Origin of the sequence: Faecalibacterium butyricigenerans, assembly GCF_020687345.1 — a bacterium.
Classification (GTDB): Bacteria; Bacillota; Clostridia; order Oscillospirales; family Ruminococcaceae; genus Faecalibacterium; species Faecalibacterium butyricigenerans.
On sequence record NZ_JAJEQL010000005.1, the window covers coordinates 71,584 to 86,022 of the forward strand.

The 14,439-nt window shown below is 53.8% G+C and carries 14 protein-coding genes and 2 pseudogenes; 13 read left to right on the forward strand and 3 right to left on the reverse strand.

The features are described 5' to 3' along the window. Positions 1-139 precede the first annotated feature (139 nt). Genes LKD23_RS03395 through yajC form a run of 3 tightly spaced genes read left to right on the forward strand, consistent with a single transcriptional unit; the run spans position 140 to position 2,089 of the window. Complete coding sequence (locus LKD23_RS03395; protein WP_227620372.1) at positions 140-1,318, forward strand: AgaS family sugar isomerase; 1,179 nt, start codon at positions 140-142, stop codon at positions 1,316-1,318. Between the two features lie 36 nt (positions 1,319-1,354). Next, positions 1,355-1,798, forward strand: a complete 444-nt coding sequence (agaF, locus tag LKD23_RS03400; RefSeq protein WP_149794804.1) for a PTS galactosamine/N-acetylgalactosamine transporter subunit IIA — start codon at positions 1,355-1,357, stop codon at positions 1,796-1,798. Between the two features lie 3 nt (positions 1,799-1,801). Then, a complete protein-coding gene (gene yajC / locus LKD23_RS03405; RefSeq protein ID WP_227620373.1) occupies positions 1,802-2,089 on the forward strand; it encodes a preprotein translocase subunit YajC in 288 nt (95 codons plus the stop codon). Between the two features lie 168 nt (positions 2,090-2,257). Here yajC and fba read toward each other — a convergent pair whose 3' ends face one another. The 3 genes from fba to LKD23_RS03420 form a co-directional block, all read right to left on the reverse strand. Further along, positions 2,258-3,109, reverse strand: a complete 852-nt coding sequence (fba, locus tag LKD23_RS03410; protein ID WP_227620374.1) for a class II fructose-1,6-bisphosphate aldolase — start codon at positions 3,107-3,109, stop codon at positions 2,258-2,260. A 131-nt stretch (positions 3,110-3,240) separates the two neighbouring features. Further along, on the reverse strand, positions 3,241-4,206 hold the full coding sequence (locus LKD23_RS03415; protein WP_227620375.1) for a Gfo/Idh/MocA family protein: 966 nt from the start codon (positions 4,204-4,206) through the stop codon (positions 3,241-3,243). A gap of 124 nt (positions 4,207-4,330) precedes the next feature. Continuing rightward, the gene (locus LKD23_RS03420) at positions 4,331-5,530 is read right to left on the reverse strand and encodes an AraC family transcriptional regulator (RefSeq protein ID WP_227620376.1); all 1,200 of its coding nucleotides are present in this window, start codon (positions 5,528-5,530) and stop codon (positions 4,331-4,333) included. 216 nt (positions 5,531-5,746) lie between these two features. On the opposite strand from LKD23_RS03420, the gene agaV reads away from it, so the two are divergent. The 10 genes and pseudogenes from agaV to LKD23_RS03470 all read left to right on the forward strand — a co-directional run bounded on the left by agaV (position 5,747) and on the right by LKD23_RS03470 (position 14,408). Further along, positions 5,747-6,223 carry a PTS N-acetylgalactosamine transporter subunit IIB gene (gene agaV, locus LKD23_RS03425; RefSeq protein ID WP_227620377.1) on the forward strand — a complete coding sequence of 159 codons (477 nt, stop codon included), beginning with the start codon at positions 5,747-5,749 and terminating at the stop codon, positions 6,221-6,223. A 43-nt stretch (positions 6,224-6,266) separates the two neighbouring features. Continuing rightward, positions 6,267-7,085 (forward strand): PTS mannose/fructose/sorbose/N-acetylgalactosamine transporter subunit IIC, encoded by an 819-nt coding sequence (locus LKD23_RS03430; RefSeq protein WP_227620378.1) that lies wholly within the window; start codon positions 6,267-6,269, stop codon positions 7,083-7,085. After that, positions 7,075-7,902: a PTS system mannose/fructose/sorbose family transporter subunit IID gene (locus tag LKD23_RS03435; RefSeq protein ID WP_227620379.1), complete on the forward strand. Its 828-nt coding sequence runs from the start codon at positions 7,075-7,077 to the stop codon at positions 7,900-7,902. Before LKD23_RS03430 ends, LKD23_RS03435 begins: the two co-directional genes overlap by 11 nt. A gap of 18 nt (positions 7,903-7,920) precedes the next feature. Further along, on the forward strand, positions 7,921-8,577 hold the full coding sequence (locus LKD23_RS03440) for an HAD family hydrolase (RefSeq protein WP_227620380.1): 657 nt from the start codon (positions 7,921-7,923) through the stop codon (positions 8,575-8,577). A 586-nt stretch (positions 8,578-9,163) separates the two neighbouring features. Beyond that, positions 9,164-9,985, forward strand: a complete 822-nt coding sequence (locus LKD23_RS03445; protein ID WP_002569249.1) for a ParA family protein — start codon at positions 9,164-9,166, stop codon at positions 9,983-9,985. Continuing rightward, positions 9,942-10,727 (forward strand): annotated as a pseudogene (locus LKD23_RS03450) (ParB/RepB/Spo0J family partition protein); the annotation flags it as partial. The gene LKD23_RS03445 and the pseudogene LKD23_RS03450, both read left to right, overlap by 44 nt. Before the next feature lies 1 nt (position 10,728). Next, a pseudogene (locus LKD23_RS03455) lies at positions 10,729-12,792 on the forward strand (helicase-like domain-containing protein); the annotation flags it as partial. A 1-nt stretch (position 12,793) separates the two neighbouring features. Continuing rightward, complete coding sequence (locus LKD23_RS03460; protein ID WP_227620382.1) at positions 12,794-13,612, forward strand: DUF3848 domain-containing protein; 819 nt, start codon at positions 12,794-12,796, stop codon at positions 13,610-13,612. Continuing rightward, positions 13,609-13,953, forward strand: coding sequence for a plasmid mobilization protein (locus LKD23_RS03465; RefSeq protein WP_024739418.1), 345 nt, complete (start codon positions 13,609-13,611; stop codon positions 13,951-13,953). Before LKD23_RS03460 ends, LKD23_RS03465 begins: the two co-directional genes overlap by 4 nt. Before the next feature lie 155 nt (positions 13,954-14,108). After that, positions 14,109-14,408 (forward strand): CD1845 family protein, encoded by a 300-nt coding sequence (locus tag LKD23_RS03470; protein ID WP_008816745.1) that lies wholly within the window; start codon positions 14,109-14,111, stop codon positions 14,406-14,408. Positions 14,409-14,439 lie beyond the last annotated feature (31 nt).

Genomic DNA, 14,439 nt, shown 5'->3' on the forward strand with positions numbered 1-14,439 from the left:
ATCAAAAAGTTATGGCTTTCAGTTACCCCCTTGTTTTCTGCGGTTTGAATGTGATATAACAAACAAAAGAGAGCGGAACAGCTCTGCTATGGAATTATCAGAAAAAGTTTTACCGTGTCCATTAGGAGGTAGATTTAGGATGAGCATTTTTAATCTGACCGATGAGAAGATGAAGGAGACGTCTTCCACCTTTACGGCCCACGAGATCTATCAGCAGCCTGCAACATGGCGCAAGACCTGCGCCCAGCTGGCCGCCTGCAAGGATGAGCTTCAGGCTTTTATCGATCAGGTCGTCAAGCAGGATGATTTCGACATCGTCCTCACCGGTGCCGGCACCAGCGAGTTCGTCGGCAACTCCCTCTTTCAGGCCCTGAACCCCAAGTATAACTATAAGGTCAAGTCCTACGCTTCTACCGACCTTGTGCCCTCTCCCGAGAATTTCCTCTCCCGCACCAAGCCCACCCTGCTGGTGAACTTTGGCCGCTCGGGCAACTCTCCCGAGTCTCTGGGCAACGTGGAGGCCGCTGAGGTCGTCTGCCAGAACCTGTATCACCTGTTCGTGACCTGCAACCACGAGGGCACCCTGTCCAAGCTGGCAAACACCCGTCACAACTGCTTCGCCATCAACCTGACCCCCGAGACCCATGACCAGTCCTTCGCCATGACTTCCAGCTACAGCAATATGTATCTGGCCACCTATCTGGCTTTCAACCTCGACAAGCTGGACGAGATCACCGCTGAGGTGGAGAAGCTGGCCGTCGCCGGTCAGCACTTCCTCGATGACCAGTTCGGTCTGGCACAGAAGATCGTGGACGAGTTCGATTACAACCGCATCGTCTATCTGGGCAACATCGGCCTGAAGGGCGTCGCTCAGGAGTCCGCTCTGAAGACCCTCGAGCTGACCGCCGGCAAGGTCGCCACCATGTACGACTCCGAGCTGGGCTTCCGCCACGGCCCCAAGTCCATCATCGACGACAACACCCTGACCGTCGCTTACCTGAGCGATGACGAGTACCGCCGCCGCTACGAGCTGGATCTGGTCAAGGAGATGGCCCATCAGCGCAAGGGCAACAAGATCGCCGTCGTCTACAACCACGACTGCGAGGGCATCGAAGAGCTGGCCGATTATCCCATCCAGATCAAAGTCGGCGCTGACATGGAGAACGTCCTGCTGGGTCTGGACTTCATCCTCTTCGCACAGACCATCGCTCTGATGAAGTCCCTGTCTCTGGGCATCACCCCGGACAACCCCTGCCCCACCGGCGAGGTGAACCGCGTCGTCAAGGGCGTCACCCTGTACCCCTACACGCTGAAATAATCAAAACAACGTCATAAATTCAGGAGGGCAACGAGTATGATCGGTTTGGTAGTTACCGGCCACGGCCATTTTGCAGACGGCATCCACACCTCTGCGCAGATGATCGCGGGCGAAAATGATTATGTCCGCTACATCAACTTTGAAGAGGGGATGACTCCCGAGCAGCTGGCCGAGAAGTTCAACGCCGCTTTTGACGAGTTCAAGAGCTGCGACGGCGTCGTGGTGCTGTCCGATCTGCCCGGCGGTTCTCCCTTCAAGACTGCTGTGGAGTGCAAGTATGCACGCCCGGAGCAGAAAATCGAAGTCATCGCAGGCACCAACCTGCCCATGATCGTTACCGCCGTGACCATGCTGGACATGGAGGATGACCCCCGCTCGCTGGCTGATGAACTGATCGAGACCGGCAGGGACTGCATCGCTCTGTTTGAGCTGGAGGCTGCCACTGCTGAGACTGAATCTGAAGAAAGCGACGGGATCTGATCTATGGCCATCAACTGGGAAGTGATCCTCTGGACCTGCATCACGCTGGCTGTGCTCATGGGAGTCATCGGCCTCATTCTCTACGCCATCTCGGCCAAGAACGTGCGCAGTAAGCGCAAGGAGCTGGGCGAGGTGCACACGGGGCTGAAGGTCGGCTCCCACATCATGTTCGCAGGCGGCGTCTACGGCAAGGTAGTCAGCATCGACAACGAAGATACCCTCCGGGTGGAGGTGGCCCCCAAGGTCATCATCACCATCTCCCGCTATGCGGTCCAGAGTTTGCTGAAGTAAGCAGCAGCGTCCCCCTGTATTCTGCTATATACTTTACCTTTCTTTCATAACGACAGGACCCCCGCAGAGGCTTCACAGCATTCTGCGGGGGTCTTGCCGTATTCACACAGCAAAAAAGCGGGAGCAGACGTCCCGAAGGGCGTCCGCTCCCGCTGCGATTTTATGTGATTAAGCCTTGCCGTTGCTGCCGCAGACAAGGATCTTGCTCTTGACATACTCCTTGACGTACTCGCGGCCGACGGCGCTGTACTTCTTCGGGTCGAAGACCTCAGGGTCCTTGGCGAGGTATTCCTTCAGGCCCTTGCTGAAGGCGATGCGCAGGTCGGTGGCGTAGTTGACCTTGCACATACCGCGTGCAACGCACTCACGGACGGCGTCGTCGGGCACGCCGGAGGTGCCGTGGAGCACCAGAGGCACAGACACGACCTTGCGGATCTCGCTCAGGCGCTCAATATCCAGCTTGGGCGTTCCCTTGTAGACGCCGTGGGCAGTGCCGATGGCGACAGCCAGAGAATCGACGCCGGTGCGCTCTGCAAACTCAGCAGCCTCGGAAGGGACGGTGTAGCCGTTGCCATTGCCACCGTCAAGGTCGTCTTCCTTGCCGCCGACCTTGCCCAGCTCAGCCTCCACCGGGATACCGGCGGCGTGGCAGGCGCGGACCACGGACTTGGTGATCTCGATGTTCTCCTCAAACACATGGTGAGAGCCGTCGATCATAACGGAGGTGTAGCCGGCACGGAATGCCTGCATGGCCAGCTCGTAGCTGCTGCCGTGGTCGAGGTGCATCACGACGGGGACGCTGGCCTCAGAAGCAGCGGCGGCCACCATGGCGTGGAACATGGCCGGAGAAGCATACTTCAGGGTGCCCGGGGTGGTCTGGACGATGACGGGAGCGCGCAGCTCCTCGGCAGCGGCGATGATGGCCTGCACCATCTCCATGTTCTCGGCATTGAACGCGCCGATGGCGTAATGGTTCTTCTGTGCGTCGAGCATCAGCTCTTTGGTCGTAACTAAAGACATAGTAAAACCTCCTGATAGCTTACCTTCTTCAAAAGCGTTAAGAGTTTAACGATTCATCCTTATTATAGATAGTCTCGGCTAATTTGGCAAGAGCAAAAACGCTAAAGAGTTTGTCATTTGCGGTTGATTTTTCAAAAGTCCAGCTGTGCGTCCTGCCGGGCGGCCTCGAGGACCGACACCACCTGCCGGGTCTTTTCCAGCGCCTGATAGCAGGCGTCGTAGTCCTTGGCGGCGAGGAGGGCGGCGATGTCCGATACTTCATAATACCATGGCGACTCGTCGCATTCGCGGGAGAACGTCTCCTGTCCGGGGCGGTCGAGGAGAAGCTTCTTGCAGTTGCTGCTGCCCGGCTCGATGAGGATGCGGCCCTTTTCGCCCACCAGCTGGACGCTGCCCGGCGCGGCGCAGTCCTTCGCGCCGGTGCACTGGCAGAGGAAGTCCGGGTATTCCAGCAGGAGGATGCCGCTGGTGTCGATGCCGTTCCGGTAAAGATTGGGGTGGTAGCTGACCGACATCGGCTCGCCGAACAGGCCCACCACGAAGTGGACGTTGTAAAGGTTGAGGTCCATCAGCGCACCGCCGCAGCAGGCCGGGTCGAACACCGGCGGCACCTGCCCGGAGAGCAGGGCATCGTACCGGCTGGAATACTGGCAGAAGGTGCAGGAGACGATGCGGAGGGGGCCGATGTCGGGCAGGTGCTCCTTCACGAGGGCATAGTTGGGGTGATGGGCCGTGGTGATGGCCTCGAAGAGGAACAGATGCCGCTCTTTGGCCAGCCCGATCAGCTCGTCGGCCTCGGCCACAGTGGGCACGAAGGGCTTTTCGCAGAGGACATTCTTCCCGGCCAGAAGCGCCGCCTTGGCCTGCCTGTAATGGAGGCTGTTGGGGGTGGCGATGTAAATGAGGTCGATGTCAGGATCGGCCAGCATGGCGTCGAGGTCGGTGTAGACCTTCGGGATGCCGAACGACTGGGCCAGCGCCTCGCCGGTGGCCTTCTGCCGGGAGCAGACCGCCGCGCAGTGGAATGCGGGGACTTTCGCAAACTCTGCCGCCATCGTGCGGGCGATGGAGCCTGTGCCGAGGATGCCGAGGTTCATATGGGTGCTCCTCCTTCTATCGCAATTTTCAAAAATAGCGCCGATCAGAATAGCATATTTGCGATATGCAATTTGCGGATGTTGTCTGTGCATTAAAAACGCAAACTGCTATATATAATGAGTATCAGAGACTGGCCTGACAGTTCTGCTTGACGAACTCACTGGGGGACATATGGTACTTCATGTTGAAGGATTTGGAGAAATAGTGGATGGAGCTGTAGCCCAGCCGCAGCGAGATCTCGCTGATGGTGTAGCGGTTCTCGAGCAGCATCTGACAGCTGCGCTCCAGCTTTTTGTCGTTGATATACTTTTTGGGGGACTGGTCCACCGAGTTCTTGAACAGCAGCTGCAGGGCCGACCGGGACAGCGAAAAGTGCTCGCAGATCTCCGGGATGGTCAGCGGGTCGTAGATGTTGTCGTGGATGTAGGCGATGATGCGGTCGAAAAGTTCGTCCATCGCGCTCTGGTGGGCTGTGCTGCTGGCGGACGTCATGGGGGAGGCGTAGGTGCCTTGGAGCAGACGGATGATGGTCTCGGTCAGCAGGCAGAGCATCAGGCTGTTCATATAGGGGATGCCGGTGGTGCTCTCCCGGACGAAGGTTTTTAATAAGGTGTTGATCTTCTGGTCGTAGTGGAACACCCGGTTGATGAGGGCGTCGTACCAGACCTCCCGCTCCACAGGCGTCAGGTTGCGCATATCGAAGAGGATGGTCATATAGGAGGCCCTGTGCTCTTCGTCGGTGTACTGGGTGTGGAACTGGCCCGGGCCGTAGATCATCAGGTCTTTTTCCTTTAAGTAGTAGAGCGTGCCGTCCACTTCCGTTTCCAGCTCACCGGTGTCCACATAAGTCAGCTCGAAAAAATCGTGCTGCTCCCCCTTGAAGCAATAATTCTCGGTGCGGATGCGGTAGTAGTAGCCCAGGATCTTCTGGATCTCGATGCGGGGCAGGACGGCCAGAAATTCGTACTGGGAAGGAAAGTCCGTGATGTGAAGCGAATAACTGCTCTCGGCGTAGAGGTCGTATTCCAGCTTCTGGGTCGTGGAAACGACGGCGAAGTAGACGTTCGGCTTGATGTGGATGAGCCGGTTCATGGCAAACTCCTCCACGGCGGCGGCGTCCGCCGTGTGGGAGACCAGCAGCACGCCGATGCCCTCCTTTACCTGTAAATAGGTATCGCAGTTGAAGCAGTAGAACTGGGAGACATAGCGGCGGGTGATGGCGACCATCGTCTGATGAATCAGCTCCGGGTGTTCGCGGTCGATGGGCTGATGATAGACCGAGCCATAATCCAGAAAACTGTCGTTGGAAGTTTCGCGTTGCATTCAAATCCCTCCTTACTGAAAAAGTATATCATTTTTTTGGCAATTTGAATAGTCTTATTTGCACTTTTTTGGTAGATTGTAATGAGACTCGCTGAATTTAACCGTTTTTTCGAAACAGTTTGTTAAAAAATATAAAGACATTTGTTCAAATATAGCCTATAATGTAGTTACTCTGAATTGGAAACTCAGACAAAAAACTCAAGGAGGAATTTGAGAATGCCGAACATTGTTCTTACGCGGATCGACAACCGTCTTGTGCACGGTCAGGTCGCAACGCAGTGGTGTGGCGCCATTGGTGCAAACCTTATTCTGGTGGCCAACGACGAGGTGGCTGGCAACAGCCTGCGTCAGGGCCTGATGAATATGGCTGCTCCCGCCTACGCTGCAATGCGCTACTGGACCATCCAGAAGACGATCGATACCATCCACAAGGCCAGCGCCAAGCAGCTGATCTTCATCGTCTGCGAGAACCCGCAGGATGTCGTCAAGCTGGTGGAGGGTGGCGTCCCCATCAAGAAAGTCAACATCGGAAACATGCACATGGCAGAAGGTAAGCGTCAGGTTGCAGGTTCCGTCGCCGTTGACGACGCCGATGTGGCTGCTTTCAAGCGGCTGCAGGAGCTTGGTGTGGAGCTGGAGATCCGCCGCGTTCCTACCGAACACGCGGAAAGCACCGACAAGCTGTTCAAGTAAACAGACGGCTGCTCTCCTAAATACTTGAAAAGGAGTACTTATTATGGGCTTTAGTGCACTTCAGATCATTCTGGTCTTTGTGTGGGTCTTTATCGTGGCCATCGACCAGTTTGATTTCTTGGAATCCCTGTACCAGCCTATCGTTTCCGGTGCTGTCATCGGTGCGATCTTGGGCGATCTTCCCACCGGTCTGATCGTTGGCGGTACTTACCAGCTGATGACCATCGGCAACATGCCGGTCGGCGGCGCTCAGCCGCCAAACGCAGTCATCGGCGGCGTCATGGCTGCTGTGTTTGCGATCTCTTCTCATCTGGATACCACCGCTGCTGTCGGTCTGGCAGTTCCCTTCGCTCTGATCGGCCAGTACATGGTCACGTTCCTGTTCACCCTCATGTCCCCCATGATGTCCAAGGCTGACCAGCTGGCAGCAAAGGGCGACACTAAGGGCATTGTCCGTCTGAACTATATGGCAATGGCTCTGCTGGGCCTGCTGTTTGCAGTTGTCTGCACCCTCGGTATGCTGGGCGGCTCTGCAATGGGCACTACCCTGAGCAACCTCGCTGCGAAGTACGCATGGGTCATGGCTGGTCTGGGCGCTGCCGGTGGTATGATGCGTTTCGTCGGTTTCGCAACCCTGCTGCGTATCATGCTGTCCAACGAGTTCTGGGGCATCTACTTTGCTGGTTTTGCTCTGGCAACCATCATCGGCTACATCCCCGAACTGTCCGGCTCTGCTCTGTTGCTGATCGCATTTGTGGGCATTGCAATTGCTCTGTACGACTACCAGACTCGCGTTGCTATCAAGCAGGCTGCTGGTTCTGGTTTTGCTGCGAATGGAGGCGACGACGAAGATGGCATCTAATGCAACTCATTACAACAATCTGACTCCCGCGCAGCCTTTGGATAAGGCTACGCTGAATAAGATGGTGTTCCGTTCCCTGAACCTGCAGGCATCTTTCAACTACGAGCGTATGCAGGCTGCCGGCTGGCTGTACTGCATCCTGCCCGGTCTGGAAAAGATCCACAGCGATAACAAGGAAGACCTGAAGCTCTCCATGGAGCATAACCTTGAGTTCTTCAATACTCACCCCTTCCTCGTTACCTTCGTTATGGGCATCATCCTCTCTCTGGAACAGCAGAAGGCTGACATCGAAACCATTCGTGCCGTGCGTGTTGCCGCTATGGGTCCTCTGGGCGGTATCGGCGACGCAATCTTCTGGTTCACTCTGGTTCCTATCACCGCAGGTATCACATCGAACATGGCCATCAACGGTTCGCTTGCTGGTCCTATCATGTTCCTGCTGATCTTTAACATCGTGCAGTTCGCATGCCGCTTCTTCCTGATGTACTGGTCTTATAATCTGGGCACCAAGGCAATCGACATCCTGACTGCCAACGCAAAGGAGTTCACCCGTGCAGCTTCCATGCTGGGCGTCTTCATCGTCGGTGCTCTGACTTCCAACTACGGCGGCACCACCGTTGCTACCGTCATCGAGAACGGCGACAGCCCCATCGTTATCCAGAGCATTCTGGATGGCGTCCTGCCCAAGCTGATCCCTCTGGCTCTGACCCTCGGCCTGTTCTTCCTGATGAAGAAGAAGAACTGGAAGCCCGTTACCTGCATCGCTCTGCTGCTGGTGATCGGTCTGGTTGGCGCATTCTTTGGTATCTTCGCTTAATTCAAAGCTGGAGCTACAATGCACGCTGTACTTCTTGATTTTAATGGGACGATGTTCTTTGATACCCACTTCCACATGGAAGCATGGTCAAAGATTTATCATGAACTGCACCCCGAGGACAAAAGCCCTCTTGCTTCGACGAAGATATGCGGCCCCTGCAATGACGTCATCCTGAAGAACATGGCCCCGTGGCTCACCCCTGCGGAGCGCCAGCAGTATTCAGAAAAGAAAGAGGCTCTGTACCGGGAGGCGTGCAGGAGCGATCCTGCCAGTTTACACCTCGTAGCAGGTGCTGAAGAGCTGCTGCAAGGCTTACAGAAGCGCGGCATCCCGTTCGCGCTGGCGAGTGCTTCCATAAAAGCGAATGTTGATTTCTACTTTGACGCGTTTCCAATCGGTCACTGGCTGAAACAACAGGATGTCGTATACGACGACGGAAGCTATGCCGACAAGGGCGAGATGCATCTGGAAGCGGCGCGGAGGCTGGGTGTTCCGTTCTCTGAGTGCTTGGTCATCGAGGACAGCGTCACCGCCATCGCTCTGGCAAAACGAAACGGCGCAGGCCGGCTCGTGGGCATCGGAGAGACGGCAGACGGGTCTGAGCTGCTGGCACTGGGGGCAGACCACTACATCCACGACTTTACAGAATTTGATTACGGTTGGCTGGAAAACTGAGTTCACCCAATGAGTTTCCACTTCCACAGTTATAAAGCGGCTTCGAGCGATCGAAGCCGCTTTTGTTGTGTCCGGGAGACAGGACGCTTTGCACGGCGCAGGCCCCAAAAGTGGAAAACTGCACAGTGGGGTAAAATAAAATGCGAAGGACAGTTCCTTTGCGGAAACATCCTTCGCATCTTCGCAATATGTCCCAGACAGGAGTCGAACCTGCGGCCTTCCCCTTAGGAGATGGACCCAGTGCATATATTCCCTATCAACAGGGATAAAGAAAATGCAGTTATATCAAGGCTTTTCTCCATGTTCTCTATAAACCTTGTACAAGCAAAATCAAGCAAAAACAAAGGATTTTAGCCCCCTATTGTTTGCACTCTGTTTGCAAAGGCGCGAAATTTGGCGTTAGCCAAAAGTTCAATTCCCGTCGAGACTTAATTATATTCATGGTATCGTGGACATAGTTTACCATACATAGAGGTTCATTACAAGAGGTATTGAGCCAGTGAAAGTGCCTGTTTTATCTTTCTCAGGAAAGGTAAAGCAGGCACTTTTTTTCATATCTAAACTTAGAAAGAAATGAGGTGAAATCATGAATACACAGATTATTGCCATAGCCAACCAAAAAGGTGGTGTCGGCAAAACAACCACTTGTGCCAATCTTGGAATTGGTCTGGCGCAGTCCGGGAAGAAAGTCCTTCTGATTGACGGAGACCCACAGGGAAGCCTGACCATCAGCTTGGGCAATCCTCAGCCTGATAAGCTGCCCTTTACACTGTCAGACGCTATGGGCCGTATTTTGATGGATGAACCAATTCGTCCCGGCGAGGGTATCCTGCACCACCCTGAGGGCGTAGACCTGATGCCTGCGGACATCCAGCTATCTGGTATGGAGGTATCTCTGGTAAACGCTATGAGCCGAGAAACCATTCTGCGACAATATCTGGACACGCTGAAGGGGCAATACTCCCATATCCTTATTGATTGCCAGCCCTCCCTGGGTATGCTTACGGTCAATGCACTGGCTGCCGCTAATAGGGTTATAATCCCCGTCCAGGCAGAGTATCTTCCAGCTAAAGGTTTGGAGCAGCTCTTGCAAACTATCAATAAGGTTCGCAGACAAATCAATCCCAAGCTGCAAATTGATGGGATTCTGCTGACGATGGTAGACAGCCGAACCAATTTTGCCAAAGAAATCTCCGCTCTTCTGCGCGAAACCTATGGCAGTAAGATCAAGGTTTTTACATCAGAAATTCCTCATTCTGTCAGGGCTAAAGAAATCAGTGCTGAAGGAAAAAGCATTTATGCCCATGATCCTAATGGCAAAGTGGCTGAGGGCTACAAAAATCTGACGAAGGAGGTATTGAAACTTGAAAAGCAGCGCGAAAAAAATAGAGCTGGCCTCAGTAGATGACCTGTTTTCTACAGAAGAAAGTCGGCAAGACGAGCAACTGGAAAAAATTCAGGAAATTCCCCTATCTGAACTGCATCCGTTCAAGGATCACCCCTTCAAGGTCAAGGATGATGATGCAATGATAGAAACCGCAGACAGCATCAAAAAGTATGGTGTGTTGGTTCCTGCGATTGCCAGACCACTGCCTGATGGCGGTTATGAGCTGGTAGCCGGTCACAGACGCCGCAGAGCCAGCGAATTGGCCGGAAAAGAAACCATGCCTGTCATTGTGCGCGACTTGGATGACGATGCTGCCACAATTATTATGGTTGACAGCAATTTGCAGCGAGAAAATCTGCTCCCCAGTGAAAGGGCTTTTGCCTACAAAATGAAGCTGGAAGCCATTAAACATCAAGGAGCAAGAACAGACCTGACTTCTGTTCAAGTTGAACAGAAGTTGAGCGCCAGAGACCAGGTGGCAAAAGAAGCCGGTGAACGAAGCGGTATCCAGGTAATGCGATATGTTCGTTTGACTGAACTGATTCCAGAGCTTTTGGATATGGTGGATGAAAAGAAAATCGCATTTAACCCAGCCTATGAACTCTCTTTTTTGAAACCGGACGAACAGCAAATGCTGGTGGAAACAATGGACTATGAGCAGGCTACCCCTTCTCTCTCTCAGGCTCAGCGAATGAAAAAGTTCAGCCAGGAAGGGAAGTTGTCAGAAGATGTGATGCTTGCCATCATGTCAGAGGAAAAAAAGGGTGGACCGTTTGTTTGTGGACGAGGCCCACAACTACAAGAACCTGTTTCTATACACAAAAATGCGGAATGTGGCTGGTCTTTCCACATCGGACGCGCAGAAATCCTCCGATATGTTTGCCAAGTGCCGCTATATGGACGAGATCACCGGAAATCGTGGTGTGATCTTTGCCACCGGCACCCCGGTCAGCAACTCCATGACCGAGCTTTACACCATGCAGCGTTATCTTCAATATGAACGCCTGCAAGAGCTGAACATGACCCACTTCGACTGCTGGGCTTCCCGATTTGGGGAGACCGTCACAGCATTGGAGCTGGCACCGGAGGGAACCGGCTACCGGGCAAGAACGAGATTCAGCAAGTTCTTTAACCTGCCGGAGCTGATGAACCTGTTCAAAGAAGTGGCTGACATTAAGACTGCCGACCAGCTGAATCTGCCTACCCCGGAAGTGGAATACCACAACATCGTGGCGCAGCCTACCGAACATCAGCAGGAAATGGTCAAGGCCCTTTCGGAGCGCGCATCGCTGGTACACAGCGGAACCGTTGACCCGTCCCAGGACAATATGCTCAAGATTACCTCGGATGGCCGTAAACTGGGGCTGGACCAGAGGATCGTCAACCAGATGCTGCCGGACGAACCCGGAACAAAGGTCAATCAATGCGTAGAGAACATCATGCAGATCTGGCGGGATGGCGAGGCTGATAAATTAACCCAGCTGGTGTTCTGTGATATTTCTACCCCGCAGGCAAAAGCTCCTGCAAGCAAGGCGGCGAAAACGCTGGATAATCCACTGCTTCACGCACTGGAAGGCGCTGTACCTCTGCCGGAGCAGGAACCGGCCTTTACGGTGTATGACGATATTCGTCAGAAACTCATTGCTCAGGGAATGCCTGCCGACCAGATCGCTTTTATCCATGAGGCCAATACCGAGGTGCGGAAAAAGGAGCTGTTCTCCAAAGTCCGTACCGGTCAGGTGCGTGTGCTTATGGGCAGCACCGCCAAGATGGGCGCAGGCACCAATGTGCAGGACCGTCTGGTGGCACTTCATGACCTGGACTGTCCGTGGAGACCGGGAGACCTTGCCCAGCGCAAGGGCCGTATCGAGCGCCAGGGCAACCAGAATCCCCTTGTCCATGTGTATCGCTATGTGACCGAGGGAACTTTCGACGCATACCTCTGGCAGACCGTGGAGAATAAGCAGAAATTCATCAGCCAGATCATGACTTCTAAATCGCCGGTGCGCTCCTGCGATGATGTGGATGAAACGGCGCTTTCCTTTGCCGAGATCAAGGCTCTGTGCGCCGGAGACCCCCGTATCAAAGAGCGTATGGATCTGGATGTGGAGGTATCCCGCCTGAAGCTGATGAAAGCCGACCACCAGAGTAAGCAGTACCGCTTGGAGGATCAGTTGCTCAAATATTTCCCGGAGGAGATTGAAAAGCACAAGGGCTTTATCAAAGGCTTTGAATCTGACCTGGAGGTTTTGGCAGCTCACCCGCACCCGGAGGACGGCTTTGCCGGTATGGAGATTCGTGGAGATCTGCTGACCGATAAGGAGAACGCCGGTGCTGCCCTTTTGGATGCCTGCAAGGAGGTCAAAACCTCCGATCCGGTGCAGATCGGCAGCTACCGGGGCTATGCCATGTCTGTGGAATTTTCCGCTTGGAAACAGGAATATACGCTCCTGCTAAAAGGACAGATGACCCACCGGGCAACCCTTGGTACAGACCCTCGCGGAAATCTTACCCGTATCGACAATGCCCTCGCCCAGATGCCTCAGCGTCTAGAGGCGGCAAAGGCCCAGCTGGATAACCTCTATCAGCAGCAGGCTGCGGCAAAGGAGGAAGTCGGAAAGCCATTCCTTTATGAAGAAGAACTGAGAAGCAAAAACGCCCGTCTGGTGGAGCTGGATACTTTGCTCAACATCGACGGAAAGGGACAGGCACACGCCGAGGCTGTTGTTGCCAAAAGCACACGGCCTTCGGTGCTGGATCATCTGAAACGCCCGGTGCCGCCCCGCAGTACAGACAAGAAACCAAAACAGCATGAGGAGGTGCGATAACATGAATACCAACGATCTGAATACGGCTCTTTATGAAAAGATGGCTGCTGAGCAGGAAAAATACAGGGACTGGCTGAAAAGCCGCCCCCCGGAAGAAATCCTGCACCACACCTATGAATATACTGTCCGTGAGGATATTGTGATGGCAATGGAGGAGCTGGAGCTGACCGACGCCCAGGCCAAGGCACTTTTGGAATCTTCTTCGCCGCTGGCGGATGTGTACCGCTACTTTGAAAAGCTGGAGACCGGTCACATGGATGTGATCCGGGACAGCATTGAGAACCGTGCCGACGATGTGTGCAGAGCTAAAGAGGAACTGCGAACAACACCGATCTATCCCCATTCAGCTGCCTATGCGAGAGAACATGGGGAGCTGGAGCAGTACCGAGCTTCCAACAATGTAAATCGCCAATGCAAGGAATCTATTGAAGCGGCGGTGCGGGAGCACTTCGACGGAATGTATCTCAGCCACGATGCGGCAAAGGGTGTGATCGTGACCTATGGCATGGAGCGTGTGTCCATGGTTCTGTCTAACACGGTCCAGCTTCAGGACTGGGATGGGCGTTACTCCCGACGCAACAAAGAATGGGCCAAGACCATTCCTAACGATAATACCGAAACCGTCCGTTGTGGTTATGCCTTAAACAGCCACCCTGCTGTGCTGGATGGCTTTATTGATCTGGTGCGAGAAGAACAGCAGCGCAGCCGTACTCAGGGAGAAAAGATACAACCGTCCCGCCCCTCTGTACGGGATAAGCTCAAGCAGGAACTGCCTGCCCATAAGCCTGCCGCCCCGAAGAAACAGGGACCGGAGAGATAACCATGGCAAAGCGTAAGCGGGATATGCAATTAAACTTTAGAGTTTCAGCGGAGGAGCTTGCTGTGATTGAGCAAAAAATGTCTCAGTTTGGAACCTCCAACCGTGAAGCCTATCTAAGAAAAATGGCGCTGGATGGGTATGTAGTCAAGCTGGAGCTGCCGGAGCTGAAGGAGCTTGTTTCCCTGATGCGCCGAAACAGCAACAACTTAAACCAGCTGACCCGTAAAGTGCATGAGACTGGGCGGGTTTATGATGCTGACTTGGAGGATATATCCCAGCGGCAGGAACAGTTATGGGAGGGCGTAGAGGAAATCCTTACCCAGCTTTCCGAACTTTTATAACAGGGATAGATACTCCATTTGCGGAGGGAGGAACGGCATTACTTCGCTGCTCCTCTCTCCGCTTTTTCTTTTTATCGGTATCCTTGTCTTTTGCCTGCCCATGCCGGATAATATGATTAGAAAAGATACCAAGAACGCTGCAAGGAGGAAATGACATGAAGATTTTGAAAGGGCTTTTGATGATTATAACTGCACCGGTCATTTTGGTGCTGACGCTTTTTGTCTGGCTCTGCACGGGGCTGATCTACATATCCGGTCTGGTGCTTGGTCTGCTCAGCACTGTAATTGCTCTGCTTGGCGTGGCTGTGCTTATTACCTATTCCCCGCAAAATGGTGTGATTTTGCTGGTTATGGCATTTTTGATTAGCCCTATGGGGCTGCCGTTGGCTGCAATCTGGCTGATGGGTAAGGTGCAGAGTTTGAAATTTGCCATTCAGGATTGGGTTTATGGATAAAAAATACGCAAAGCCACAAAATGCCAAACAC